Below are 26,536 nucleotides of genomic sequence, written 5' to 3'. Positions count from 1 at the left end.
TCTTTGATTACTGCGATAGCTAATTACATAGATTACTACAACAACCAACGACTTCAAAGGAAACTGCATGTAATGACACCAATGAAATATCATGAGCAATATACAAAAGCAGCATAAAATATCGCCAGCCATAGCATGGCTGACGATACAAAAATTTATTATTTTTTATTGTCCTCTTGACGGGGAGCATACCAGTCATATCATGATAGCGTGCGGGTTCCTTTGGTTTCACATGCATTATTCTGATGCCGAATGGGATATCAGAAATTTGTTGAATAATTTGACAATCTGACTCCGCTTACGTAAGGTCAGTGGAATACAGTCATCGTTGGTTAATTGAATCTCGGTATCCAGAATGTCCTGAATATAGTTCATGTTTACAAGATAGCTGCGATAACAACGGATAAAAGAATTGTCATTCAGCGTGCTCTCGATATGATTTAACGCCATGTTGGTTTCGTAAGTTTTTCTGGAAGTATGTATCATGCATTTTCTTCCAATGCTTTCAATATAAAAAATCTCAGAAACCGGGATGTGATATAAAAGCCGGTTGGAATATACATTGAGTGTATGGGTTGAAGGGAATATCGGAAGCAAAAGTCTGGTAAAGACTTTCTCAAAATCTTCTTCTCTGATTGGCTTCAGAATGTATCCTTCAACTCCAAGATTATAGCTTGCCAGGCAATGTTCAGTGCTTTTGGTCGTGAAGATAATTATTGGAGGGTTTGGACCATCTTTCAATTGTCTGGCAGCCTCTATACCATCTGTCCCCGGCATTAAAATTCCCAAAAAAATGAGGGAATATTCTTTCGGGGATGCTAACAACTCGTCTGTTGAAGTAAAGGTATCTACTTCTAATAATGCATGATTGAGCATATGATTCTTAATATTGGCGTCCAAGAACTCACTAATACGTGTTATGTCGGTATCATATCTATCGCAAATTGCAATATTCATATATAGCCCCCTTCCCGAACAGATAAAACGTATTTTTATATAAATATAAATGGAATATGCTCTATGTAATTATAATATAACATAGATTAAGAGTGAAAAGATAGAAAAATGATACAAATGGACAGTAAATGGAATATATTAACAGAAAAATATAAGAATTTGGAGCAATCAAACAGAAAAATATAAAATTAATGCGAAGATTTGTCGAAAAACGTAGAAAAATTAAAGCAATATTTTGATGTTGCAGGAAGAAAACCGCGATGGTATGATAAAAAAGAAATTGAGTACTATTTAATGTATACATAAAAAACAATGCGAAGGATGTGCTGAGAATTGTACCATAATTTGCGAAAAAACGGGACGGACGGAGTGCGGATAGAGAGAAGCAGGATGAGGAATATGAAAGTTGTAGATACAAGAGAATATGTTGGTATGCTTAAGGAACTGACGGAAGAGGGAAAGGAAGTCAGCATGCTGGTCTTTGGAAGCAGTATGGCACCGTTTCTGATCCATGCAAGGGATATGATATATTTCAAAAAGCCGGACAGAGAGCTTCAAAAAGGTGATATTGTATTTTTTCGGAGAAAGAGCGGGCAGTTCGTCATGCACCGGATATGGAAGATCAGGCCGGAGGGGTATTATATCGTGGGCGATGCACAGACACAGATAGAAGGACCGGTAAAGAGAGAGCAGATATTTGCTCTGATCACCAAAGTCAGAAGAAAAGAAAAGTGGCTGGAGCCGGGAGATTTCTGGTGGGAATTCTTCGAGCATGTATGGCTGCATATGATTCCGCTCCGCCGGGGGATTATGTGGTGTTATGCGAAGGTGATTAAATGATAAAATATTTTGTATTGTTTTAGGTGCTTTCCTTGCATTTTAAAAAACAGATGGATATAATGGGTTAGTATAAAAGGGAAGGAGTGGTATCATGATTTTAGTAGATAAAAGCATAAAGGAACGCTCCGGAGAAATTTTTTGCGAGGGATATGCGGAAAAATATGTAAATGCAATTTCCTATGACCTTCACATTAAAGGTGTAATTTGCGATGATGCCTTAAAGGATAGTTATACATTACATCCGGGAGAATTTATATTTGTTCAGACAAGGGAAATGATACATATGCCGAAAGATCTTATAGGAAGGATTGGAGAAAAGAATTCCCGTATAAGACAGGGGTTGTCTGTGGCAGGTCCGCATTATTATCCAGGGCATAAAACATATATTTATTTGAGGATTCAGAATATAACATGTGCCAATATAACTATAAGGGAAAATGACAGTATTGCGCAGATAATTTTTGAACAATTAGAGTCAGTTCCGGAAAAAGCATATGATGAACAGGAAGATGCATCATTTAATGATGAATATCAGTATCGCGGACTGGCAAATTACCGGGACGAATATGAGGCTCGAACCGAAGAATTAAAGAAGGCAAATGAATCTCTGGAAGAAAAAGAAAATCATATATATGCTAATATTCTTACATTTATGGGAATCTTTGTTTCGATATTTTCTTTAATTATGGTTAATTTTTCAAAGATTACGAAAGGAACGTTGACCAAGGGATTTATAGTACCGATGAATCTTTCGCTCGGAGTGGTTATTGCACTTTTTATGGGATTGATTTTGATATTTCTTAATAAGGCAAAGAGCAAAGGATTCCTGATAGCATATATTGTAATCTTAATAATATTAATTATAATGCTTTTAGTTGCACTATAAAGATAAGGCAGAGTTTTTTGTGACAGTATTTCATGAAAAACTCTGTTTTTTTAACAAAAGTAAAAAGTGACCCGGTTGCATACAGACGGCGGCAATGCTATGATGGAACAATAAAATCAAGGAGAAAAGTTATATGAAGATTGTAAAGGAATTTATATTAAGGGAGATCGCAGGTGAATGTGTACTGGTGCCGACGGGGGCAACTTCGCAGGAGTTCAATGGAATGATCACGATCAGTGATACGGCTAAATTCATCTGGGAGAATATCGAAAAGGTGGATAGCCTGGAAGAGATGATCCAGATGGTGCTGGATACATATGAGATTGATGAAGAGACTGCAAGAAGGGATACGATCGCTTTTGTCGGTGCGCTTGTGGAGAATGGCTTTATTGAGTGTACGAGGGAAGATGGAACATGGTAGAACAGAATGAGTCAATCACCCGCCTGTACAGGATCGGGCATACGGAGATTGAGATTACGGCTCCGTTATCTATGAAAAGTCCGCGGAATCTGGAAAAATTCCGGACCGGGCAGGCAAAGAGGACGGATGATGAGGTCATCCATTATCAGGTAGAGATGACAGAGAACCTTGATGAGATCAAAGAAGATCTTCTGGGGAAAAAGACGGGAAGAGTGATCTACCGTGATAATCTTACGGTATTTCAGACGTCGGGCGGGGAATGCCGCTTTATTAATTTTCTTGGAATGGACTGGCATTATGCGGTGAGCAGCCAGGAGGGTGCAAATCAATATCATGTCTGGTTTGTTCCCGAAGTGGCAGAGATGCTTGACCAGGATACGGTATACCTGGCGGCCTTCTCGCTGGAAAAGCAGGCTATTAAAGATCATTCGATGATACTGCATTCTGCATATATGTGTTATGAAGATACGGCAGTGCTCTTTTCTGCGCCGTCTGAGACGGGAAAATCCACGCAGGCAGGATTGTGGGAAAAGTACCGTGGGACATGGACGGTGAATGGCGACCGTTCGCTTCTTATCCGTGAAGAAGATGGATGGTACGCGAATGGATGGCCGGTCTGCGGAAGCTCAGAGATCTGTAACAATAAGTCCTATCCGGTCAGAGCAATCGTTATGCTGTCACAGGCGAAGGAGAACCGTATCAGCCGTCTGAAAGGGCTTGAGGCTCTGCGGAAAGTAATGGAACAGATTACGATCAATGCATGGAACAGCGAGTTTCAGATACAGGCAATGGATGAGCTTGAGATTTTACTGAAGGAGGTTCCGGTATATCATCTGGAGTGCGACATATCCGAAGATGCGGTGAGATGTCTGGAAGATGTACTTGCCGGTGGACGAGGAGAGGAATAAATGCAAGAAAATAATGATAAAAATCAAGGAAAGAACGGCCTGTCTTTCGAGTCTCTGGATATTCTGATCGCGAAGTGGAAGGACGGGACATTTTCGGAGATCATTGATGACTGGAAATGGATATTCAGCTACAGTGTCCGGTATAAGTGGGCAATCGTGTTCTATACGATCCTTGGTATCTTCAGTACTTCTATGGGACTTGTCAGTAGTGTGGCGGGGAAATATCTGATCGATATCATTACCGGGTATAAGACGAATAAACTGATGATCCTGATCATTGTTATGGTAGGAAGTTCATTGTTCAGCCTTCTGTTCAGCAGCATTATCAGCCGTATCTCGGCCAAATTAAGTATTTATATCAATAATGATATCCAGGCGGATATATTCGATAAGATTGTGGATGCCGACTGGCTGGAGATCAATAAGTATTCCAACGGGGATGTGTTGAACCGCTTCAACGGAGATATCGGAACGGTCAGCAGTAATGCGATCAGCTGGCTCCCGACGATCGTGATCGCAATCTATAATTTCATAGCGACATTTCTGGTTATTCTTCATTATAATGCGGTGATGGCAATTCTGGCACTGGCAAGCGCACCGTTCATGCTTCTGATGTCGAGGTTCATGATCAAGAAGCAGCGAGAATATAGTCAGAAGACCAGGGAAATGAGCAGTAAGCTGATGACGTTCGAGGTGGAAGCATTCTACAATTTTGATACGATCAAATCATTTGGCATCGCACCGCATTACAGCCGGTTAATGCGCTGGTGGCAGGGCAAATTCAAAGATGTCAGTCTGGAGTACAATATGTTCTCCATCAAGACCAATATCCTGTTGTCGGTTATGGGCACGGGTGTGGAATTTATTGCGTTCGGATATTGTCTATTCTTACTGTGGACCCATACGATCACATACGGAACGATGACATTATTCCTGCAGCAGAGAAGTAATCTGTCGGGCGCATTCAATAACGTGGTTTCGATCATCCCGTCATTTCTAAATAGTTCGGTGTCGGCACACAGAATCCGAGAGCTGGTAGAGCTTCCGAAAGAGGTGCATGTCAGTGAGAGTGAGGAGCTGGATCCGTTCGCAGAAGATGGATTCGAGGTGCTGATGAAGGATGTGAATTTCGCATACGTAGAAGGGACAAGAGTTATTACGGATTCGTATTTTAAAGCGTGTCCGGGTGAGATCGTGGCACTTGTGGGACCTTCCGGAGAAGGAAAGACGACGATGATCCGTCTGATCCTTGGACTGATCCGTCCGCAGGAAGGAGAGGCTGTGATCGTTGCATCCAATGGAAGAGAGATCGTCCTGAATGCGGAGACGAGACATTTCTTCGCCTATGTACCTCAGGGAAATACGATCCTTTCCGGTACAATTGCGGAGAATATGCGGATGGTCAAAGAGGATGCCACGGATGAAGAGATTATCGAGGCTTTGAAGATTGCCTGTGCATGGGAATTTGTAGAGAAGCTTCCGGATACGATCAACAGTGCGCTCGGAGAACGTGGACGCGGCCTTTCGGAAGGACAGGCACAGCGTATTTCTATCGCACGTGCAGTTCTTCGTAATGCACCGATCCTTCTGTTAGACGAGGCGACGTCGGCGCTGGATGTAACAACGGAGCGAAAGGTACTGCGTAACATTATCGAGCAGAAACCGAACAAGACCTGTATTGTGACAACACACAGACCAAGTGTGTTGAATATGTGCCAGAGGGTGTACCGTGTTATGGAGACGAAGGTTACGGAATTGGACGAGGAAGAATCAAGCCGGATGGCGATGGATTTCTAATTAGTACAAGTAATTATTAGTAGAATGTGCATAATCACGCATAAAAGTGTAATAAAACGACGTGAAATGACAAGTAAACAGTATTGAAAATATTAAAAAATGTAGTTATAATTATAGATAATAAGAATTGTCTATAACAATAAGGATTTTAGTATTGAATTTAGCATTAGACTTTTATATAATAGAGTAATATAGACAGAGGTTTATGGATAACAAGAGTAAAATAATAAAAGGAGTGTATAAGTATGAAGAGGGCGTATGTTAGACCTACTATGGTAGGCGAAAGATTTGTAGCTAATGAGTATGTGGCAGCTTGTGGCGATACAGAGTATGGTAAGTATAAGTTTACATGTGATGCCGGTGGCGGCGTATCAGGAGATGTATATCGAGAATCTAATGGGAAGCCTGGATTCCAGAAAGGTTATGGTTTATTTGGATATGGAGGAGATGAATGGTTAGGAGGTTACCACGCATGTGGAACAACGCATGAAGCAAACACCACAGATGATTTCCAGAATGGATATTATATTCCAGACGGCGGAGACGCAGTGGATGTAATTATATGGCGTGGTAAAAGAGGAGATAATATTCATTGTACAACAAACTTGAATAGAGATTCTTGGGAAACTACAAAATCATAAAACAAACATATATACATATAAAAAAGAACCGGATTCCCGGTTCTTTTTTAAAATCTACAGGAATTGTTGAGGGTGTAATATGGAATTAATGGAAGATGGAACGACAATAGAGCAACAGATGTTTGCAATGGCGACAGAGAAGAAAGTGCCGTTATATGGAGTGCTGGAGTTGCTACCGCTTTGTAATCTGAACTGTGATATGTGTTACGTGCGTATGAGCAGAGAAGAGATGGAAGAGGTGGGAAGGCTGCGCACGATGGAAGAATGGACGAAAACGGCAGAAGATATGATGAGAGCCGGGACGCTGTTTGTTCTTTTGACGGGTGGAGAGCCGCTGCTGTATCCACATTTCCGCGAGTTATATCAAAAACTGCGTGAACTGGGGATGATTATTACGATTAACACGAACGGAACGTTGATCGATGAGGCGTGGGCAGATTTTTTTGCGGAAAATAAACCAAGAAGAATCAATATTACATTATATGGTGCAAGCAATGAGACCTATGAGCGTTTGTGTCATTATCCGGGAGGATTCGACAAGGCGGTGAACGGCATCCGGCTTTTGCGGGAGAGGAACATTGATGTGAAAGTGAATGGAAGTCTTGCAAAGGCGAATGTGGATGACAGGATGAAGATCATAGAGCTTGGTGAATCTCTGGATGCTCCGGTGCGGATCGATACTTATATGTATCCGTCCGTGAGAGAACGAAATCATGCTTATAATAATCAGGCCAGACTGGATCCGGAGATGGCGGCAAAAGCAAGAGTGGAAGTTTTGCGAAGAGAGATGGGAGAAGAAGTATTTGCCCAATACCGCAAGATCCAATTAGACGAAGCAGAGAATACTCCGGAAGGAGAGGCAGTTCCGGGACAGATGACGTGTCGTGCCGGTAAGAGCTCTTTTGTGGTGAACTGGCAGGGCGAGATGCGCTCCTGTGTGGTACTGGATAAGCCAAGCATACCGCTTCGGGATGTGGAGTTTGAGGAAGCGTGGAAGTTTACAAAAAAAGAAACAGAGAGTCTTAGAATTTCGGCCAGATGCAGTAGTTGTAAGCTTAGAAAGGTATGTAACACTTGTGTGGCAGCGGCAATTGCGGAGACCGGAAAGGCAGACGGCGTACCGGAATATCTGTGCAGATACACAGAAGCAACGGTCAGATATCTGAAGGAGACAAGTAAGAAATAGTAATGAAATAGTAAGTATCGTTTTCTTTACTCCATAATTTGAAAATGATATAATAAAAAAGACTATAAATTACAAAGGATGATGAGATGATAGATATACATGCGCATATACTCCCGGGGATTGATGACGGAGCCGAAGATATGTATGATACGCTGGAGATGGCACGTATGGCAGCAGACAGCGGAGTGGACAAGATCATAGCGACCCCGCATTGCAATATCCCGGGAATGTATGGGAATTATTTCGGGAAAGAATATATTGACAGATATGAAAGTGTGGTCAGAGCGGTCAGAAAAGAGAAGATCCCGATAGAGATCCTGCCGGGAATGGAAGTATTTTCGACAGAAGACCTTCCGGAGCTGATCGTGAATCATAAGATCATGCCGCTTAACCAGAGCCGGTACATACTGATGGAATTTGCATTTGATGAAGATCCTGAATTTGCGGATTCTATTCTGAAGAGAGTTGAAGAAGTCGGAGCAAGACCGGTGATCGCCCATGCGGAAAGGTATGAATTTATACAGGATTATCCGCAGATCGCGTACCGCTGGTTCAGAAAAGGATATGTGATTCAGGCGAATAAGGGAAGCTTCCTCGGAAGATTCGGAGGAGGACCGAAGCGTGCGGCCGACAGTCTTTTGCGGCATAATCTGATTTCTGTGATCGCAAGTGATGCACACAGTCCACTTCAGAGGACACCGTATATGCTGGATGCGTATGAAGAACTGAGCCGGGAGTATTCCGAGAACCATCTGGATGTGCTGTTTCAGTATAATCCGGCAAGGATCTGTGACAACCGGGAGATCCTGAGATTAGAACCGGTCCCGTATTCCGGACGGCAACAGCTATATTAACAATAAAGGAGAAGAATTATGAGGAGACTAAAAATAGCAGTATGCCTGATATTTGTGGCATCCTGTGTCATATTTGCCGGATATACTGTGAAGTCCAAGATGTTGGAAGACCATACACCGCCGGTGATCAACTGTAAGGATAAGACGGTGACACTGAGTGTGCAGACCGATCAGAAGAAGCAGAAGAAAGCACTTCTGAAAGGTGTCAAAGCAGAAGACAACCGTGACGGTGACCTGACATCGTCTGTACGTATCGCTTCGATGTCGCATTTTATTGCGCCGGGCAAGCGTACCATTACGTATGTGGTATTCGATAAGGCGAATCAGGTAGGGACACTGGAAAGAACCGTACAGTACAAAGATTACACGCCGCCGAAGATCCATCTGAAGGCACCGCTTAGATATTCGACAACAGAGGTGGGGAAGGCGAACCTTACGGAGAATATGAAGGCAGAGGATTGCCTTGACGTTGACCTGACCAGTCAGATACGTACCAGTCTGGATGATGGTATGTATAATGCAGCTGCAGGAATTTACAAAGTGACCGTACAGGTAAGTAACAGTGCGGGTGATGTGTGTTCAGTGCCTCTCGAAGTGACCGTAACAGAATCCGGTGACAGACAGGAGCAGATGAAAGAATATCCGGTATTATCGGATTATATCGCATATACAACAGTAGGACATGAAATCGATCCGATGTCTTATGTCAAAGGTATGGAGATGAATGGTGCAACATATACGTATGCGGATGACGGAGAGGCTCTTGCAGGTACAAGAGAAGCAATCAGTGTGAAATCAGAAGTGGATTATTCCAAAGCAGGGGTTTATCCGGTGGAATATTCTTATACGGCAGAGGGATCACCGACTGCGGTGACAAAGTTATTCGTTGTGGTACAGGATCAGGAGGGAACACAGGATGGAAAGTAATAATAGAAATGACATGCCGGCATTTATGGATACTGACCTGGATCCGTATACTCTTGTGCATGATATAGTGTCCAACTGGTGGGTGATCATCCTGGGGGCAATTGCGGGAGCGTTGTTAACTTATGTAGTTGTAAGCAGTAGGTATGTTCCGGAGTATACAACGCAGGCGACATTTGTGGTGGCATCCAGAGGCGATGCGAATGCGTACAGTAATCTGAGCTCGGCCAACACAATGGCGAAGACATTTGAGAAGATATTAAAAAGTAACATTATGGAGAAGAAGATCTGTGAGAAGCTGAAGGTGGAAGAGCTGGATGCAGACATTCATGCAAAGGTGCTGGAAGGTACCAATATGCTGGTCTTAAGTGTGACGGCGGATACGCCGAAGGATTCTATAGATATTATCCGTACGGTCATGGATAACTATAGCAGCGTATCGCTGTATACGGTGGGCAGTGCGGTTATGGATGTGCTGGAGGAGCCGAAAGTCCCGTATACACCGGATAATCCGCTGGATGCAGGCGGACAGGCTAAGAAGGGCGGACTTGTGGCAGGAGCACTGGTGCTCATCCTCCTCGGACTGTTTTCTTATATGAAGAATACTATTAAACAGGAGAATGAGATCGAGAAGAAGCTGGATGCCAGAAGTCTCGGAGCCATCAGTTATGAATGGAAATATAAGACGATCCGGGATATATTCCGGCGTAAGAAAAAAGCGATCCTGGTTGATGATCCGGTAGCAAGCTTCCGGTTCGTGGAAAGTTATAAGAAACTGGCGGCCAAGGTAGAATACCGGATGGCAAAGAATGAACAGAAAGTCCTCGTGGTAACCAGTGTATCTGAAAATGAAGGAAAATCTACGGTTGCCGCCAATCTGGCGATCACGCTGGCAGAACAGTCCAAGAGGGTACTGCTGGTAGATGGTGATATCCGAAGACCGTCGCAGTTCCTGATCTTTGGTATGGAGCCAAAAGAGGAGAATGAACTGGGAGAGTATCTGAGAGGGAACGGATCTCTTGCGGATGTCATGGTTCCGTGTACCAGAAAGCATATGTTGTTCATGGGTGGAAAGAACTGCTATTCCTCATCGACGGAGATGCTTAACTCGGAGTCATTTTTTAAGCTAATGGCTGCAAGCAGGAAATTTGTGGATTATGTGATCATTGATACACCACCGGCAGGAATCATCGGAGATGCGCAGATATTTGCACATTGTGCAGATGCGGTTATGATCGTGGCAAAGCAGAATTATATGCTGGCTGAAGACATCAATGAAGTAATGGACGCTTTCCGTGACAAGGAAGGTAAGGTACTGGGAGTTGTACTGAACGGTGTAAGATCGTTCTCCGGCCTGGTGGACAGTCCGGTGGGACATTATTATGGTAAATACAGCAAATACGGACGTTACGGCAATTATGGAAGAAGTAAAGGAATGTAGAGTATATGGGCGATTATAGAGACAAATCAGGAAGTGAACGTGTAGATGCGCCTGAGAAGATTGATCTGACAAATGTTATGTTGGATGTTTATCATGGTGTGAAGAGGCTGTGGTGGCTGTTCATCGGGCTTATAATTATTTGCGCAGTACAGTCTTATTTCTCGGTGAGTACCAGTTATCAGTCAAAATATGTGGCATCGGCAACAGTGTCGGTGACATCTGCCGGCGGCATGGACTATGTGAATGCACAGTCTGCCCAGCAGATGGCGGAAGTGTTCCCGTATATTCTTACCAGTGGTGTACTGAAGGATGTAGTTGCTGAGGACATGGGGCTTGATTCTATGCCGGGATCGATCGATGTTAAAGCGGATGACGGAACGAATCTTCTGACAATATCCGTATCGGGAAATGATCCGCAGATGGCATATAAGACATTAAAATCAGTCATAAAGAATTATCCGAAAGTTGCGGAATTCGTACTTGGAGAGACCAAGCTTACGATTCTGGATGAGACCGGTATCCCGACAGATACCAAACGTGTGGAGGTTATACGTGGATCTTACAAGCGTGGAGCTTTAAAAGGTGCGATCATAGGTTGTGTGATTCTTCTGCTGTATGTGCTTTCCAGAAGGACTGTGAAGTCAAGAAAGGATCTGAAGAAGAATATCAATCTGCAGGATCTGGGAAGTATCCCGTATGTCCGCACGAAAAAGCGTAAAAAAGAGACATTTTATAATTCAGTGAGCCTGTTAAATGAAAGAATCTCCATGAGTTATCTGGAAGCGATAAGAAAGCTTCGTATCCGTGTGATGAAAGATGTGGAGAAAAAGGAATACCAGACCCTGCTTGTTACGAGTTCGATCCCGGGAGAAGGTAAGACGACACTTTCGGCGAATCTGGCAATTTCCATTGCACAGCAGGGAAAGAAAGTACTGCTGGTCGACTGTGATCTTAGAAATCCTTCGATTGCGGGAGTGATGAACGAGCAGGAACCACATCCGGGACTTGGCTCGGTTCTTAAGAAAGAAGTGCCGTTATCTGAAGCAATTACCAATGTAAAGCTTCCGAAGGAAAGAACGAATGAGAACGGAAGCCTTCATGTCATTTTCGGCGGCGCACCGGATGGAGAGAATTCGCTGTTGATAGGAAGCGGACGTATGAGAGCACTGATCGAAGCTCTGAAGTCCAAATATGACATTATCATCCTGGATACTGCGCCATCCGAACTTCTGGCAGATGCACCGCTTTTGGGCAAATATGTAGATGCGGCCCTTTATGTGATCCGCTATGATTATACGAAGCTTCGCGAGATCAGAGAAGGTGTAGAAAGCCTTGCATTAAGTGGAATCGATATGCTGGGATATGTGTTCAATGGTGATAATTCATCCGGCGGACAAGGATACGGCTATGGATACAGACGTTACGGCAATTACGGCAGTTATGGAAGCCACTACGGAAGTTATGGTAAATACGGAGCTTACGGTCACTATGGCAAGATGGAAAAAGGTTCGACGGACAAGTTTGGCCGTGTGATCAAGGACTAGGGGGACACAGACAGATGAAGTTTTTTCGAAAACACAAAAAACGTAAGATTGCAGGAATTATAATATTATTGATCGTATTGCTGATTGGCGGTATCTACGGGTCGATCTGGTGGAAATTCTACGGGGACTCTGTAGGGGTTGTGTCGGCAGACAAAGTAGATCCGAAAGCAAAGAAAGTTAAGATCGCCAAAGAAAAGAGAAAAGACAAGGATGTATATAATGTCCTTCTGGTAGGTACGGATTCCAGAGATCCGGATGCGGACCGGGGACGTTCGGATAGTATGATGATGGTATCCTTTAACAAAAAAGAAGGAAAATCAACAGCAATCTCATTCCTGAGAGACTCGCTGGTTGATATTGACGGACATGGAAAGAGCCGTCTGGGCCATACTTATGCATACGGCGGAGTGGGACTTACGATCAACACGATCAATAAGACATATGATCTTGATATTCAGAATTATATTACGATCAGCTTTGATGATCTGGTAAATGTAATCGATGAGATTGGCGGTGTGACCGTATTCATCAGTGAAGAAGAGGCTGCTTATTACAGAGAGAATGGTATGCCGGATATTCAGGCCGGAGATGTGACACTGACCGGATCCCAGGCACTTGCGCATGCGAGAAACCGTACACTGGGCAATGATTTTGAAAGAACAAGACGTCAGAGAAGTGTAATGTATGGAATCTACCGTAAGATTATGGAGAAGAAGGATCCAAGTGCGTTACTGCCTCTGATCAATTACGCTGTAAATCATGTAAGGACGAATATGAGTGTATCGGAGATGTACTCTATGGCAAAAGATGTTCTGTCGGTAGACGATCTGAAGATGCAGCAGACATGCATTCCACAGGACGGAACGTATACAGATATCACTTATGAGGGTATGCAGGTACTGAAGGTTGATTTTGATGCGAATAAAAAGAAGATCGAGCAGTTGTTATATTAAAGTGATTTACAAAAGATGAATATAAGGGGACAGTAAACGGGCGAGTATAATGAAACAGAGCAAGAAAGTTGTGGCCAGGATTATAATATTGATCTTGGCCTTATTTACAGTAATACCGGGAACGGTAAGCCAGAAAGTATATGCGGAACCTGGCGGCAGTGAGAGCAGTCAGGCGGCAGACGCATCAAAAGATGATTCCAATAAGAAGGAAGAGAAAAAAGAAGAAGACATGACGCCGGAAGAGCGGGAAAAGAAGGCAGAAGAAGATGCCTATAAGATGGAGATCCAGTCGAACGGTTGGAAGAACTGGCCAAAAGGACCGGGCACATACGGTGAAGCTGCAATCGTGATGGATGCGGGAACAGGAAGCATCTTATATGCGAAAAATATTGATGAACATGAGTACCCGGCAAGTATCACAAAAGTCCTGACCAGTCTTATTGCTTTAAAATACGGCAATCTGTCAGACAAGGTAACATTTTCCAATGACTGCATATCTTTTATGCAGCCGGGAGATTCTTCGGTTGGATTAAAAGAAGGTAATGTGATCTCGCTGGAACAGGCATTATATGCGACGCTGCTTGCCTCAGCGAATGAAGCAGCTTATGCGGTGGCGGAAAATGTCGGGAAAAATGCCGGACATGATTACAACTGGTTCATCCAGCAGATGAACGAAGAATGTAAAAGTCTTGGCGGCAATAATTCCAATTTCGTCAATGCGAACGGACTTCATGATGACAATCATTATACATGTGCGCGCGATATGGCTTTGATCGGCAGAGAGATCTGGCGCTATCCGGAATTCCTGAAGATCTGCCAGGAGCAGAGTTATAAGATCCCGGCATCCGATACGACGGAAGAACATGTATTTCCACAGCATCATAAGATGCTGATCAAAGAAAATAAAAATTATTACCAGTATGCGGTTGCAGGAAAGACAGGATATACATCGAATGCATTATCTACGCTGATCACATTGGCCGATAATGGCAATATGAAACTGGTATGTGTCGTACTTCGGACACATGGTGTGAATATATATCCGGATACGAAGAATCTGTTCGAATATGCATTTAACAATTTCCAGAAGATCCAGGTGGCAGATGAGAAGAAACCGGATGAAGTAGAGAAATTTATATCGGCTGCGGATAGCCAGAGTGACGTATCGGCACAGTCAGATGGAAGTGAGGATACAGAATCCGTGCAGACAGGCGGAAATGAATATCAGCCGCTGGAGGACGGATATGTGATCCTGCCGAAGGATGTATCATACAAAGATATAGATTATGAAATTACGGATGTAGATGAAGATACCGGAGAGGGAACGATCCGGTATATATATGACGGCCATCAGGTTGGAAGTGCAACGGCAGAATTTACGGATAAGTATTTACAGAAAGTAAGCACCAGGAAAGAACGTGTGGACAGTAAGCCGAAGGATGTGGATAATTCCGGTGATTCGAAGAAAAACGGTGGAAAATCAAGTGCAAAGAGTATCTGGAAGAATTTTCTGCAAAAAGTAAAAGCAGTATGGGATTTCGGACAGAAAAAATTTGCCGGAAAATCAACTACAGAAAAATATGTGATCGCCGGAGGATGCGTAGCACTGGTGATTCTGATCTTCAGTCTGATCGTGCTGCTTATACGCCGTAGAAGATAAAAAATAGAAAATATATGAAAAATACGGAGAAAAACCGATTAAAAAATGTAAAAACCCTTGACGGATTTTAGGATTACTGCATATAATAAGGAATGTGAAAAACGCTGACGAAGACAGTAGGATATAACAGAACGCAGCAGCGAGCCGGGGATGGTGGAAGTCCGGTACAAGTAAGATATATCTGAATATCACTTCTGAGTTGCAGATTTTGAACGGTTTCAGGGTGTGAACAAGAGCCTGACTGCCAAGTAAAAACTGACGGCATTCCTCCGTTACAGGGAAGACATATGATGGTATGTTAGGTGGTTTATAAACGTAAGTACAGCTTTCGTCCTATACAGGGCGGAAGCTTTTTTAATTCTATGTTTTAATTTTATGGAGGTAAATATGTATAAGAAAGTTTCTACGGATCTTAATTTTGTAGACAGAGAAAAACAGACAGAGAAATTCTGGGAAGACAATGACATCTTCAGAAAAAGTATGCGTGACCGTGAAGGCAACGAGATCTATATGTTCTACGATGGCCCTCCGACAGCCAACGGAAAACCGCACATCGGACACGTTCTGACACGTGTTATCAAGGATATGATTCCAAGATACCGTACAATGAAAGGATACGAAGTTCCAAGAAAGGCCGGATGGGATACACACGGACTTCCTGTAGAGCTCGAAGTTGAGAAGCTTCTCGGACTGGACGGAAAAGACCAGATCGAAAAATACGGTATGGAACCATTTATCAAGAAATGTAAAGAAAGCGTATGGAAATACAAAGGTATGTGGGAGGATTTCTCTAATACCGTAGGCTTCTGGGCTGACATGGATGACCCATATGTAACATACGATAACAACTTCATCGAGTCTGAGTGGTGGGCACTCAAGAGAATCTGGGACAAGAAGCTCCTTTACAAAGGATTCAAGATCGTGCCTTACTGCCCTCGTTGTGGAACTCCGCTTTCCGCACAGGAAGTAGCGCAAGGGTATAAAGATGTAAAAGAACGTTCTGCAATCGTTCGTTTCAAAGTAGTAGGAGAGGATGCATACTTCCTCGCATGGACAACTACACCATGGACACTTCCATCCAACATCGCACTCTGCGTAAACCCGGAAGAAGACTATGCGAAAGTAAAAGCTGCTGACGGATATACTTACTACATGGCAGTAGCTCTTCTTGATACAGTACTTGGAAAACTTGCAGAAGAAGGACAGAAAGCATACGAGATTCTTGAGACATACAAAGGTAAAGATCTCGAATACAAAGAATATGAGCCATTATACCAGTGTGCTTATGACTGCGCTTCTAAGCAGAACAAGAAAGCATTCTTCGTTACATGCGATACTTATGTAACACTGACAGATGGTACCGGTGTTGTTCATATCGCGCCTGCATTTGGTGAAGACGATGCCAAGGTTGGACGTAAGTATGACATGCCATTCGTACAGTTAGTAGACGAAAAAGGTAACATGGGAGAGACGACTCCATTTGCCGGATTATTCGTTAAGAAGGCTGACCCGGAAGTATTAAAAGACCTCGACGGACGTGGACTTCTCTACGATGCACCGAAGTTCGAGCACAGCTATCCACACTGCTGGAGATGTGATACACCACTTATCTACTACGCTCGTGAATCATGGTTCATCAAGATGACAGAAGTAAAAGATGACCTGATCGCTAACAACAACACAATCAACTGGATCCCGGAAAGTATCGGTAAAGGACGTTTCGGCGACTGGATTGAGAATGTTCAGGACTGGGGTATCAGCCGTAACCGTTACTGGGGAACTCCACTGAATATCTGGGAATGTGAGTGCGGACACCAGCATTCGATCGGAAGCATCGAAGAGCTGAAAGAAATGTCTGACAACTGCCCGGATGATATCGAACTTCACCGTCCATACATCGACGATGTAACGATCAAGTGCCCATGCTGCGGCAAACAGATGCACAGAGTACCGGAAGTTATCGACTGCTGGTTCGACAGTGGATCTATGCCATTTGCACAGCACCACTATCCATTTGAGAATAAAGAATTATTTGAAAAGCAGTTCCCTGCAGACTTCATTTCCGAGGCTGTTGACCAGACCCGTGGATGGTTCTACTCACTGCTTGCAATCTCAACACTGATCTTCAACAAAGCGCCATACAAGAACGTTATCGTACTTGGACACGTGCAGGATGAGAACGGTCAGAAGATGAGTAAGTCCAAAGGAAATGCAGTTGATCCATTCGACGCACTGGAGAAATACGGCGCAGATGCGATCCGCTGGTACTTCTATGTCAACAGTGCACCGTGGCTGCCGAACCGTTTCCACGGAAAAGCCGTTGTAGAAGGACAGAGAAAGTTCATGGGAACATTGTGGAACACATATGCGTTCTTCGTACTGTATGCAAATATCGATGATTTCGATGCAACAAAATATACATTAGACTACGACAAACTGTCTGTTATGGATAAATGGCTTCTGTCTAAGCTGAATTCAGCAATCAAGGCAGTAGACTATGATCTGTCCAACTACAAGATTCCAGAGGCTGCAAAGGCACTTCAGAGCTTCGTAGACGACATGAGTAACTGGTATGTAAGACGAAGCCGTGAACGTTTCTGGGCTAAGGGAATGGAGCAGGATAAGATCAATGCTTACATGACTCTGTACACAGCACTGGTTGAGATCTGCAAGACAGCAGCTCCGATGATCCCGTTCATGACAGAAGAGATCTACCAGAACCTGGTAAGAAGCGTTGATGAAAGCGCACCGGAAAGTATCCACCTGTGTGACTTCCCTGTTGTAAATGAAGCACATATCGATACAGAGCTGGAAGCTAACATGGACAACGTTCTGAAACTGGTTGTTATGGGACGTGCATGCAGAAATACAGCCAACATCAAGAACCGTCAGCCAATCGGACAGATGTATGTAAAAGCTGATTTCGAAATTCCGGAATTTTACAAAGACATTGTAAAAGATGAATTAAATGTAAAGAATGTAACATTTACACAAGATGTTCGTGACTTTACTTCATATACTTTTAAACCTCAGTTAAAGACAGTCGGACCAAAATATGGTAAAATGTTAGGAGGTATTAAAGCAGCACTCGAAAACCTCGAAGGAAATGCAGCAATGGATGAGTTAAATGCTACAGATGCCCTGAAGCTTGATATCAATGGACAGGAAGTGACACTGTTCCGTGAGGACCTGCTGATCGAATCCGCTCAGATGCCGGGATATGTATCTGAGAATGACAACGGAATCACAGTTGTTATGGATACAAACCTTTCCGAAGAACTTCTGGAAGAAGGATTTGTTCGTGAGATCATCAGTAAAGTACAGACCATGCGTAAGGAAGCCGGATTCGAAGTTATGGATAAGATCGCGGTAACTTACGAAGGAACAGAGAAAGCAGAGAAAGTATTTGCAGACAATGCATCTACGATCGCAGATGAGACACTGGCACTGGAAGTTACAAAGGCAGCACCTGCCGGCTACACAAAAGAGTGGAAGATCAATGGTGAAGCCGTAACGATTGGTGTAGAGAAGAGATAATCAAAGCCCAGTTTTTAAGAAGGGAAGTAGAAAATGTATAATCCAAGATTTGAAAAAGACGTATTTAAAAGAGATGTGCGGAACAATGTGAAGACATTGTTCCGTAAGGAAGTAGAAGAGGCAACTCCACAGCAGTTGTTCCAGGCAGTTTCTTATGCTGTAAAGGAAGCCATCATCGATGACTGGCTTGCAACACAGAAACAGTATGAGAAAGACGATCCGAAGACCGTATATTACATGTCCATGGAATTCCTGCTCGGAAGAGCTCTCGGAAACAACCTGATCAACATGACGGCATATAAGGAAGTAAAAGAAGCTCTGGAAGAGATGGGAATCGACCTGAACGTGATCGAGGATCAGGAGCCGGATCCGGCACTTGGTAACGGTGGACTCGGACGTCTGGCAGCATGTTTCCTGGATTCTCTTGCAACACTGGGATATGCATCTTATGGATGCGGTATCCGTTACCGTTATGGTATGTTCAAGCAGAAGATCAGAGACGGCTATCAGGTAGAAGCACCGGATAACTGGCTGAAAGATGGTAACCCGTTCGAGCTTCGCAGACCGGAATATGCGAAAGAAGTACGTTTTGGCGGAAATATCCGTGTGGAATACGATGAGACAGGAAAGACACACTTCGTTCAGGAGAACTATGAATCTGTAATGGCGATCCCTTATGATTATCCGATCGTAGGATACGGCAACCATATCGTGAATACACTTCGTATCTGGGATGCAGAAGCGATCGTAGACTTCCAGTTAGATTCTTTTGACCGTGGAGATTATCACAAAGCCGTTGAGCAGGAGAACCTTGCGAAGAATATCGTAGAAGTGCTTTATCCAAATGATAACCACATCGCAGGAAAAGAACTGAGACTGAAACAGCAGTATTTCTTCGTATCAGCAAGTATCCAGGCTGCAATTACAAAGTTTAAAAAGAAACATGGTGATATCAGTAAACTGCCGGAGAAAGTAACATTCCAGATGAATGATACACATCCGACAGTAGCAGTAGCAGAGCTGATGCGTATTCTTCTTGATGAGGAGAATCTCGGATGGAATGAAGCATGGGATATCACAACAAAATGCTGTGCATATACGAACCATACGATCATGGCAGAAGCACTTGAGAAATGGCCGATCGACCTGTTCTCAAGACTGCTTCCGCGTATTTACCAGATCATCCAGGAAATCGACCGCCGTTTCATCGCGCAGGTAAGAGCACAGTATCCTGGTAATGAAGAAAAGGTTAAGAAGATGGCAATCCTGATGGACGGCCAGGTGAAGATGGCACACCTTGCAATCGTTGCAGGTTATTCTGTCAATGGTGTTGCAAAGCTGCATACAGAGATTCTGAAGAATCAGGAACTGAAAGACTTCTATCAGATGATGCCGGAGAAGTTCAACAACAAGACAAATGGTATCACACAGAGACGTTTCCTCATGCATGCGAACCCGCTGCTTGCTGACTGGGTAACAGAAAAGCTCGGCACAAAAGAGTGGATTACAGACTTGTCCAAGATGAGCGGACTGAAGGAATGGCTGGATGACGAAGAGGCTCTGAAAGAATTCATGACGATCAAGTTCAAGAACAAAGAACGTCTTGCAGCTTACATCAAAGAGCACAACGGTGTAGAAGTAGATCCAAGATCGATCTTCGACGTACAGGTAAAACGTCTGCACGAGTACAAACGTCAGTTACTGAACATCCTGCATGTAATGTATCTGTACAACCAGATCAAAGAACATCCGGAAATGTCCTTCTATCCTAAGACATATATCTTCGGAGCAAAGGCTTCTGCAGGATATATCCGTGCTAAAGAGATTATCAAACTGATCAACTCTGTTGCGGATGTGATCAACAATGACCGCAGCATCAACGGCAAACTGAAAGTTGTCTTCATCGAAGATTACCGCGTATCCAACGCAGAGCTGATCTTCGCGGCAGCAGACATCAGTGAGCAGATTTCTACAGCTTCCAAAGAAGCTTCCGGAACAGGTAACATGAAGTTCATGATGAACGGTGCACCGACTCTCGGAACAATGGACGGAGCAAACGTAGAGATCGTAGACGAAGTTGGAATCGACAATGCATTTATCTTCGGACTGAGTGCCGACGAAGTTATCAACTACGAGCAGAACGGCGGATATAATCCATATGACCTTTACAACAATGATCCGGACATCCACAGAGTGGTAGACCAGCTGGTAGACGGAACATATTCTAACGGCGATACAGAGATGTATCGTGACCTTTACAACAGCCTTCTGAATAATCAGGGGGGTTCAAGAGCAGATATGTACTTTATCTTAAAGGACTTCCGTTCTTATGCAGATGCGCAGGCTCGTGCAATGGAAGCTTACAAAGATAAAGAAAAATGGGCTAAGATGGCTCTTAAGAACACTGCTTGTTGTGGTAAATTCTCTGCCGACAGAACAATCCAGGAATATGTAGATGATATCTGGCATCTGGATCATGTTGTGATCGATGAGGATGAATTAGAATATTAAGAGAAGTTGTCAGTGGCAAGTTCTTTTGTATATGAATAATAAGAGAAGCTCTCTCATACATTGAGGTATGGGAGGGCTTTTTTTATGTGGAACAGAAGGTATTATTATAGAGAAAAAATAAAAAAGGCAGCCTGCTGGGCGCTTATCATAATATTATTGCCGTATATTGTAACCGTATTTGTAAATGGTCCAAAGATTGTAACTGCATCGAAAGTAGATGAGATGACAATAGATGTAAAGGGCGGTGGGAAGATGCCGGTGGAAAAATATTGCATTGGAATATTGGCGAGGGACATGCCGGCAGAATATGAAGAAGAAGCATTGAAGGCCCAGGCAATCCTGGTGCGGACAGAAGTTTACCGGGCAATCCGGGATGCGGGGGAAGGACAGAAGCTTGAGAAAGAATTCTGGACCGAGAAACAGATGAAGTCGGCGTGGGGGATGCGATATGCAGAAAATTACCGCAAGTTAAAAAATGCGCTGGAATCCACGGCAGGACAAGTGCTATTCTATGAAGACGGTCTGGCGATGACACCATTTTTTAATCTGAGTAATGGATATACCAGGGATGCGAAAGAGGTTCTTGGAAAGGAGGAGTATCCTTATCTGAAGATTGTGGAATGCCCGGAGGATGTGAATGCAGAAGATGAGATACAGACGGTTGTATTGGGAGAAAAAGATATAGGGACGATGGATGTGGAGGTAGTGGAAACAGATTCTGTAGGATATGTATTAAAGATCCGTGTGGGAGATAATACTATCAGTGGGGAAGAATTCCGAAATAAATATAACCTGGCATCCAGCTGTTTTACCCTGCAGCGTTATAACGGCAAATTGCGGGTGACAACAAGAGGAACCGGACATGGGATTGGAATGAGCCAGTATACGGCAAATGAGATGGCGAAGAAGAAAAAAAGCTATAAAAATATTTTAAAATATTTTTTTAATGGAACGGAGATAAAAGAAGTGACAGAAATCGTAAAAGGTGTATAACTATATCACAATCTGGCAAAAATATGGTCAGAGGTGGTGATGAAATGAATAAAAATCAGAAACCGTCAATGTCAAAACGGCGTGCTACCGTAGCAGCAGTATTATGTTTTGTGGCAGCGATTGCAATAGCAGGAACATATACATTTAATGATTACAGAAAAACGCAGAAAAATGAATTGGCGAAGGCGGAAGAAAAGGCGAAACAAGACAGCGAAGCGGCAAAAGAAACCGGAACATCCAAGATTAAAAACGAAGATATGACAAATGATACGGATGAAAGTGACAGTAACGGAACCGGGAAAGACGGAACAACAACGGGCTCTGGGACAACAGATTCCGGGACAATAGATTCCGGGACAACCGGAACTTCAGGATCAAAAGAGACCGGAACATCCGGATCATCAGGTCAGACCGGAACCCAGGCAACGGCAGGAAAAAGTCACAATATCAACTTTACGGAAGACAGTTACATCCTGTGGCCGGTGAACGGAGCTGTGATCATGAGCTACAGCATGGATAAGACAGTATATTTCCAGACGCTGGATCAGTACAAGTATAATCCGGCTGTGATCATCGAAGGCGCAGAAGGCGACCAGGTACTCTGCGGTGCGCCCGGAATCGTCAAGTCGATCGATGTCAGTGCACAGACCGGAACAACGGTTAACGTAGATATCGGAAATGGATATGAGCTGTTATATGGACAGTTGAAAGAAGTCCCGGTGAAAGTTGGGGATTATGTGGAAGCAAAGAGTGTGCTTGGTTATGTGAGTCAGCCGACAAAGTATTACAGCAAAGAAGGCTGTAATGTGTATTTTGAGATGCGAAAAGACGGACAGCCGGTGAATCCGGTGGAGTATACGGCGGATCAGGATTAACAGAAAGGGACCGGAGATTCTTAAGAAATTTTCCGGTCTTTTTTAGCGTTCTGCCGATATCAAAGTATGCGGAAAAATCTATGAACAGGGGATAAAATTGACTTTCCGTGGGATAATGGATAAAATAAAGTGGATTATTACAGGAAAAATCGGACCGATTGTGGATAAGTGGGGACAACTACATGAATTATACATACATCGTAAAGTGTGCGGACAGCACGTTATACACAGGGTGGACAAATGATCTGGATAAGCGAATAAAAGCACATAACAGTGGAAAAGGCGCAAAGTATACAAAGACCAGAAGACCGGTGAAGCTTGTGTATTATGAAGAGCATGAGACAAAAAATGAGGCAATGAGCCGGGAATATGCGATCAAGCATTTGACCAGGAAAGAAAAAGAGATATTGATCAAGGGTAATGGAAACTTATGCGGAAGCTGGATGGTAAAGGGAGATATGATTAAAGCCGGTGAATTTGAGAAGATTAAGAAACTTACACGGGAAGCAAAAGAACTGGCAGAATAAATGAAAAAAGAGCTCGCATCAAGTCGGGAGAGATATTATTTAATATCCCGTGTGTGATGCGGGCTCTTTTTTATCGCCATGTGTTCGAAAGAAGCTGCTAAAGTATGCAAGAGATGTTGCCGGCAGCAAGTTCTCTGTATACCGGAAATATAAGGATAAATGGATATTATTTAAAGTACAAATGCATACATCACTACGAAGTGGCAGGCACTTCCGGCCATTACAAACAGATGAAAGATCTCATGGCTTCCGAAATATTTGTGCTTATTGTTAAAGATTGGAAGCTTCAAAGCATAGATCACGCCGCCAACGGTGTAGATGATACCACCGGCCAGCAGCCATCCGAAAGCTGCCGGGCTTAAGGAATTCAGTAACTGTGTAAATGCCAGGACACAGGTCCAGCCCATGCCGATATAGAGCACGGAAGAAACCCATTTCGGACAGAATACCCAGAATGCTTTGATCAGGATTCCGGCAATGGCAAATGCCCATACGATTGCCAGAAGGATGAGTCCGGTTCTGCCGCCAAGTACCAGCAGACAGATCGGAGTGTAACTTCCGGCAATGAGTACGCTGATCATCATGTGGTCGATTTTTTTAAGGATTGTATTTACTTTTCTGGATTTATCGAATGTATGGTAAGTTGTGCTTGCGGCGTACAGTAAGATCAGGCTTGCCGCATATACAGCAATTGCGATAATGTAAATTTTACTCGGTTCGCGCGCCGCTTTTAAAAGCAATGGAATTGCTGCGAAGATTGCCATCAACATTCCGATAAAATGTGTGATCGCGCTTCCCGGATCTTTAATGTGTTCTTTTAACTGCTCTGCCATAATCATGCACCTCCTGAATGTCGAAAATATGACATGTAGTTTTTAATACTACGTTTGCTATATGTGTATATTATACCCGAAACTGAAAAAAATCAAGTAGAAAAACAAAAATATTTTTAAAATCAAAGTATTATATAAACTGGCCTGTGCGAAAATAGAACAACTGGCTGTATGGACACATCCACTTTCGTGATAATATATTCTGCGGTATTAAATTATGGCAGATGAGAGATTCATCTGTTATACACACGATGGAAGTGTGCAGGAAGGGAGAGTACAATGAGTACAAATATAACAGCAGGCAGGACAATGAATGATAATAAAGTAAAGAACCTTGTGATCACGGCATTCTTTACCGCAATTACATTTCTTGGAATTCAGTCGTTTAGGATTCCACTTCCGGCAGCAGTCGGAACACCATTTCTCCATTTTGGACATATATTTGTCGTAATGGGACTGTTACTTCAGGGTGGCAAGAGAGGAGCTGTATCAGGGACACTTGGACTTACAATCTTTGATATGCTGAATGGTTACATGCAGGATGCGCCGAAGACATTTGTGGAGACAGCAGTAAAATGTCTGATCGTCGGAGCACTTTTCATGATGCTTAAGAAGAAAGCAGACGGAGACAAGAAGAAAGAATACGGAGCAGCAGTTGTCTGCGCATTTATCTATGGATGTATCAACGTAATCATGGAATTTACTATGAGCACGATTGCAATGATGATGGTAGGAAGTGGATTTGCAGCAGCTGCAGTGGCAGCATTCACATCACTTCCGGCGACTGTGATCAATGCAGTATTTATGGTGATCGCAATTGCGATTCTGTATCAGCCGGTGAAAAAGATCTATGTGCGCATGGCATAGAAGGGGATATCACAGACTTTTTCCTTTGGAAATTGGCAGATACTTATGAAGTATGGTGATATAAAAAGGCAGATACACCTTAAGTGGTGTATCTGCCTTTTGCGATTCTGAATCATTATTTCATCCGGAAGATATCGGAATAAAAATTCTTGTTATATCAGATCGTTCTTATCCAAAATATCTCTTAAGAAGTCCTTCGAATGCTCTTCCGTGACGTGCCTCATCTCTTGCCATCTCATGAACTGTGTCATGGATTGCATCCAGGTTAGCAGCTTTTGCACGTTTTGCAAGGTCGAACTTACCAGCTGTAGCGCCGTTCTCAGCGTCTACACGCATCTCAAGGTTCTTCTTTGTGCTGTCTGTAACAACTTCGCCAAGAAGTTCTGCGAATTTAGCAGCGTGCTCAGCTTCTTCCCATGCAGCTTTTTCATAGTATAATCCAACTTCAGGATATCCTTCTCTGTGAGCAACTCTTGCCATTGCAAGATACATTCCAACCTCTGAACATTCTCCTTCGAAGTTAGCTCTTAAGTCAGCTAAGATGTCTTCGCTTACACCTTTTGCCACACCTACAACGTGCTCAGCAGCCCATTCTCTTTCACCTGTCTGCTCTTTGAACTTGTCAGCGCCTACGCCACATACTGGACATTTCTCCGGTGCAGCTTCTCCTTCATAAACATATCCGCATACTGTACATACAAATTTTTTCATAGTGTTGTTCTCCTTTTCTTTTATAATAATTTTTTTGTTATTGATTGATAAGAGAGTAGTTATAATCTCTTAAGTTGCACTAAATTAACATTAGTAATTGTTACTGATATTAATTTAGCATAATCTTATGTGTTTGTCAATTAGTTTTTGATAAATTTTATTATTTATTCTCGTTTAATTTTTTGGCACATTCGCCACAGAGACCGTGGAAAAGTGTAGTGTGTGATTCGATGATTCCATCGAAACATTTATTCGCATCTTCATTAATCTTCTGGATATAGGAATCATCCATTTTCAGATCGAATACATTTCCGCAATTGGTGCATACTACATGATAATGAGGTTCGCAGCGTCCATCAAAACGATCGCCGCCATCCGGTGTCGGAATCCGAAGCGCTTCTCCGATATCTGCAAGCAGGTTCAGGTTGCGGTATACGGTTCCGAGGCTGATATTAGGAAATTCTTCTTTAATATGAAGATATACGGTATCAGCAGTCGGATGAGAAGTCGTGTGCATCAGGTAATCTTTTATGGAGGCCCTTTGCTTACTATATTTTAAACCGGCCATAAATCCTCCTTTCAATAATGATAATAATTACTATAATTGATATATCTTTAGTATAATTCGGATGATATATTTTGTCAATATAAAAGAATGAATGTAATAAAA

Annotated in this window: 23 protein-coding genes and 1 pseudogene; 20 read left to right on the top strand and 4 right to left on the bottom strand. The window is 43.1% G+C overall.

The features are described from left to right. Positions 1-3 precede the first annotated feature (3 nt). The gene (locus tag NCY30_RS15470; RefSeq protein ID WP_118107981.1) at positions 4-117 is read left to right on the top strand and encodes an IS3 family transposase; all 114 of its coding nucleotides are present in this window, start codon (positions 4-6) and stop codon (positions 115-117) included. Between the two features lie 120 nt (positions 118-237). Here NCY30_RS15470 and NCY30_RS12020 read toward each other — a convergent pair whose 3' ends face one another. Next, positions 238-957 (bottom strand): LytR/AlgR family response regulator transcription factor, encoded by a 720-nt coding sequence (locus tag NCY30_RS12020; protein ID WP_250818772.1) that lies wholly within the window; start codon positions 955-957, stop codon positions 238-240. Between the two features lie 399 nt (positions 958-1,356). Here NCY30_RS12020 and NCY30_RS12015 point away from each other — a divergent pair, with 399 nt between their 5' ends. The 18 genes and pseudogenes from NCY30_RS12015 to NCY30_RS11930 form a co-directional block, all read left to right on the top strand. Further along, entirely contained in the window at positions 1,357-1,797 is a 441-nt protein-coding gene (locus NCY30_RS12015) for a S24/S26 family peptidase (RefSeq protein WP_022416496.1), read from the top strand. 91 nt (positions 1,798-1,888) lie between these two features. Next, positions 1,889-2,683 (top strand): dCTP deaminase, encoded by a 795-nt coding sequence (locus NCY30_RS12010; protein WP_139009221.1) that lies wholly within the window; start codon positions 1,889-1,891, stop codon positions 2,681-2,683. Between the two features lie 133 nt (positions 2,684-2,816). Then, a complete protein-coding gene (locus tag NCY30_RS12005; RefSeq protein WP_006427212.1) occupies positions 2,817-3,104 on the top strand; it encodes a PqqD family protein in 288 nt (95 codons plus the stop codon). Beyond that, the gene (locus NCY30_RS12000) at positions 3,098-4,012 is read left to right on the top strand and encodes a hypothetical protein (protein ID WP_139009222.1); all 915 of its coding nucleotides are present in this window, start codon (positions 3,098-3,100) and stop codon (positions 4,010-4,012) included. Before NCY30_RS12005 ends, NCY30_RS12000 begins: the two co-directional genes overlap by 7 nt. Beyond that, complete coding sequence (locus NCY30_RS11995; RefSeq protein WP_139009223.1) at positions 4,013-5,809, top strand: ABC transporter ATP-binding protein; 1,797 nt, start codon at positions 4,013-4,015, stop codon at positions 5,807-5,809. It abuts the gene before it with no gap. A 245-nt stretch (positions 5,810-6,054) separates the two neighbouring features. Then, positions 6,055-6,450 (top strand): hypothetical protein, encoded by a 396-nt coding sequence (locus NCY30_RS11990; protein ID WP_070097820.1) that lies wholly within the window; start codon positions 6,055-6,057, stop codon positions 6,448-6,450. A gap of 79 nt (positions 6,451-6,529) precedes the next feature. Continuing rightward, the gene (locus NCY30_RS11985; protein ID WP_055213867.1) at positions 6,530-7,636 is read left to right on the top strand and encodes a radical SAM/SPASM domain-containing protein; all 1,107 of its coding nucleotides are present in this window, start codon (positions 6,530-6,532) and stop codon (positions 7,634-7,636) included. Positions 7,637-7,722: 86 nt separating this feature from the next. Then, positions 7,723-8,490 (top strand): tyrosine-protein phosphatase, encoded by a 768-nt coding sequence (locus NCY30_RS11980; protein WP_055213868.1) that lies wholly within the window; start codon positions 7,723-7,725, stop codon positions 8,488-8,490. 18 nt (positions 8,491-8,508) lie between these two features. Continuing rightward, the gene (locus NCY30_RS11975; RefSeq protein WP_250818771.1) at positions 8,509-9,417 is read left to right on the top strand and encodes an immunoglobulin-like domain-containing protein; all 909 of its coding nucleotides are present in this window, start codon (positions 8,509-8,511) and stop codon (positions 9,415-9,417) included. Further along, a complete protein-coding gene (locus NCY30_RS11970) occupies positions 9,407-10,855 on the top strand; it encodes a polysaccharide biosynthesis tyrosine autokinase (RefSeq protein WP_055213870.1) in 1,449 nt (482 codons plus the stop codon). The genes NCY30_RS11975 and NCY30_RS11970 overlap by 11 nt, the downstream gene beginning before the upstream one ends. A 5-nt stretch (positions 10,856-10,860) precedes the next feature. Next, positions 10,861-12,399, top strand: a complete 1,539-nt coding sequence (locus tag NCY30_RS11965) for a polysaccharide biosynthesis tyrosine autokinase (protein ID WP_250818770.1) — start codon at positions 10,861-10,863, stop codon at positions 12,397-12,399. Positions 12,400-12,413: 14 nt separating this feature from the next. Further along, positions 12,414-13,352, top strand: a complete 939-nt coding sequence (locus NCY30_RS11960) for an LCP family protein (protein ID WP_022416488.1) — start codon at positions 12,414-12,416, stop codon at positions 13,350-13,352. 49 nt (positions 13,353-13,401) lie between these two features. Next, on the top strand, positions 13,402-15,012 hold the full coding sequence (locus NCY30_RS11955; protein ID WP_130096360.1) for a D-alanyl-D-alanine carboxypeptidase family protein: 1,611 nt from the start codon (positions 13,402-13,404) through the stop codon (positions 15,010-15,012). Between the two features lie 387 nt (positions 15,013-15,399). Beyond that, positions 15,400-18,549, top strand: coding sequence for an isoleucine--tRNA ligase (gene ileS, locus NCY30_RS11950; protein ID WP_250818769.1), 3,150 nt, complete (start codon positions 15,400-15,402; stop codon positions 18,547-18,549). 33 nt (positions 18,550-18,582) lie between these two features. Continuing rightward, on the top strand, positions 18,583-21,060 hold the full coding sequence (locus NCY30_RS11945) for a glycogen/starch/alpha-glucan phosphorylase (protein WP_055194324.1): 2,478 nt from the start codon (positions 18,583-18,585) through the stop codon (positions 21,058-21,060). Between the two features lie 84 nt (positions 21,061-21,144). Continuing rightward, positions 21,145-22,053: a SpoIID/LytB domain-containing protein gene (locus NCY30_RS11940; protein WP_006427225.1), complete on the top strand. Its 909-nt coding sequence runs from the start codon at positions 21,145-21,147 to the stop codon at positions 22,051-22,053. Between the two features lie 44 nt (positions 22,054-22,097). Continuing rightward, positions 22,098-22,928 carry a M23 family metallopeptidase gene (locus NCY30_RS11935; RefSeq protein WP_161170155.1) on the top strand — a complete coding sequence of 277 codons (831 nt, stop codon included), beginning with the start codon at positions 22,098-22,100 and terminating at the stop codon, positions 22,926-22,928. A gap of 182 nt (positions 22,929-23,110) precedes the next feature. Continuing rightward, positions 23,111-23,353 (top strand): annotated as a pseudogene (locus tag NCY30_RS11930) (GIY-YIG nuclease family protein); the annotation flags it as partial. Between the two features lie 272 nt (positions 23,354-23,625). Here the strand turns inward: NCY30_RS11930 and trhA are convergent. Then, positions 23,626-24,288 (bottom strand): PAQR family membrane homeostasis protein TrhA, encoded by a 663-nt coding sequence (gene trhA / locus NCY30_RS11925; RefSeq protein ID WP_022416418.1) that lies wholly within the window; start codon positions 24,286-24,288, stop codon positions 23,626-23,628. A gap of 279 nt (positions 24,289-24,567) precedes the next feature. On the opposite strand from trhA, the gene NCY30_RS11920 reads away from it, so the two are divergent. Next, entirely contained in the window at positions 24,568-25,155 is a 588-nt protein-coding gene (locus tag NCY30_RS11920) for an ECF transporter S component (RefSeq protein ID WP_006427229.1), read from the top strand. A gap of 168 nt (positions 25,156-25,323) precedes the next feature. On the opposite strand, the gene NCY30_RS11915 is transcribed toward NCY30_RS11920, so the two are convergent. Both NCY30_RS11915 and NCY30_RS11910 read right to left on the bottom strand, forming a co-directional pair. Beyond that, the gene (locus NCY30_RS11915) at positions 25,324-25,866 is read right to left on the bottom strand and encodes an NADH peroxidase (RefSeq protein WP_006427230.1); all 543 of its coding nucleotides are present in this window, start codon (positions 25,864-25,866) and stop codon (positions 25,324-25,326) included. A gap of 160 nt (positions 25,867-26,026) precedes the next feature. Continuing rightward, positions 26,027-26,434: a Fur family transcriptional regulator gene (locus NCY30_RS11910; RefSeq protein ID WP_250818768.1), complete on the bottom strand. Its 408-nt coding sequence runs from the start codon at positions 26,432-26,434 to the stop codon at positions 26,027-26,029. Between the last annotated feature and the right edge of the window lie 102 nt (positions 26,435-26,536).

Source organism: Dorea sp. MB18-49, from assembly GCF_023669465.1.
Lineage (GTDB): Bacteria > Bacillota > Clostridia > Lachnospirales > Lachnospiraceae > Dorea_A > Dorea_A longicatena.
This window is presented reverse-complemented; position numbering and strand designations above follow the sequence as displayed.

Bases quoted from the DNA above. Each gene is read 5' to 3' on its own strand.
- NCY30_RS12020 (WP_250818772.1), bottom strand. From the start codon at position 957: ATGAATATTGCAATTTGCGATAGATATGATACCGACATAACACGTATT.
- NCY30_RS12015 (WP_022416496.1), top strand. From the start codon at position 1,357: ATGAAAGTTGTAGATACAAGAGAATATGTTGGTATGCTTAAGGAACTG.
- NCY30_RS12010 (WP_139009221.1), top strand. From the start codon at position 1,889: ATGATTTTAGTAGATAAAAGCATAAAGGAACGCTCCGGAGAAATTTTT.
- NCY30_RS12005 (WP_006427212.1), top strand. From the start codon at position 2,817: ATGAAGATTGTAAAGGAATTTATATTAAGGGAGATCGCAGGTGAATGT.
- NCY30_RS12000 (WP_139009222.1), top strand. From the start codon at position 3,098: ATGGTAGAACAGAATGAGTCAATCACCCGCCTGTACAGGATCGGGCAT.
- NCY30_RS11995 (WP_139009223.1), top strand. From the start codon at position 4,013: ATGCAAGAAAATAATGATAAAAATCAAGGAAAGAACGGCCTGTCTTTC.
- NCY30_RS11990 (WP_070097820.1), top strand. From the start codon at position 6,055: ATGAAGAGGGCGTATGTTAGACCTACTATGGTAGGCGAAAGATTTGTA.
- NCY30_RS11985 (WP_055213867.1), top strand. From the start codon at position 6,530: ATGGAATTAATGGAAGATGGAACGACAATAGAGCAACAGATGTTTGCA.
- NCY30_RS11980 (WP_055213868.1), top strand. From the start codon at position 7,723: ATGATAGATATACATGCGCATATACTCCCGGGGATTGATGACGGAGCC.
- NCY30_RS11975 (WP_250818771.1), top strand. From the start codon at position 8,509: ATGAGGAGACTAAAAATAGCAGTATGCCTGATATTTGTGGCATCCTGT.
- NCY30_RS11970 (WP_055213870.1), top strand. From the start codon at position 9,407: ATGGAAAGTAATAATAGAAATGACATGCCGGCATTTATGGATACTGAC.
- NCY30_RS11965 (WP_250818770.1), top strand. From the start codon at position 10,861: ATGGGCGATTATAGAGACAAATCAGGAAGTGAACGTGTAGATGCGCCT.
- NCY30_RS11960 (WP_022416488.1), top strand. From the start codon at position 12,414: ATGAAGTTTTTTCGAAAACACAAAAAACGTAAGATTGCAGGAATTATA.
- NCY30_RS11955 (WP_130096360.1), top strand. From the start codon at position 13,402: ATGAAACAGAGCAAGAAAGTTGTGGCCAGGATTATAATATTGATCTTG.
- ileS (WP_250818769.1), top strand. From the start codon at position 15,400: ATGTATAAGAAAGTTTCTACGGATCTTAATTTTGTAGACAGAGAAAAA.
- NCY30_RS11945 (WP_055194324.1), top strand. From the start codon at position 18,583: ATGTATAATCCAAGATTTGAAAAAGACGTATTTAAAAGAGATGTGCGG.
- NCY30_RS11940 (WP_006427225.1), top strand. From the start codon at position 21,145: ATGTGGAACAGAAGGTATTATTATAGAGAAAAAATAAAAAAGGCAGCC.
- NCY30_RS11935 (WP_161170155.1), top strand. From the start codon at position 22,098: ATGAATAAAAATCAGAAACCGTCAATGTCAAAACGGCGTGCTACCGTA.
- trhA (WP_022416418.1), bottom strand. From the start codon at position 24,288: ATGGCAGAGCAGTTAAAAGAACACATTAAAGATCCGGGAAGCGCGATC.
- NCY30_RS11920 (WP_006427229.1), top strand. From the start codon at position 24,568: ATGAGTACAAATATAACAGCAGGCAGGACAATGAATGATAATAAAGTA.
- NCY30_RS11915 (WP_006427230.1), bottom strand. From the start codon at position 25,866: ATGAAAAAATTTGTATGTACAGTATGCGGATATGTTTATGAAGGAGAA.
- NCY30_RS11910 (WP_250818768.1), bottom strand. From the start codon at position 26,434: ATGGCCGGTTTAAAATATAGTAAGCAAAGGGCCTCCATAAAAGATTAC.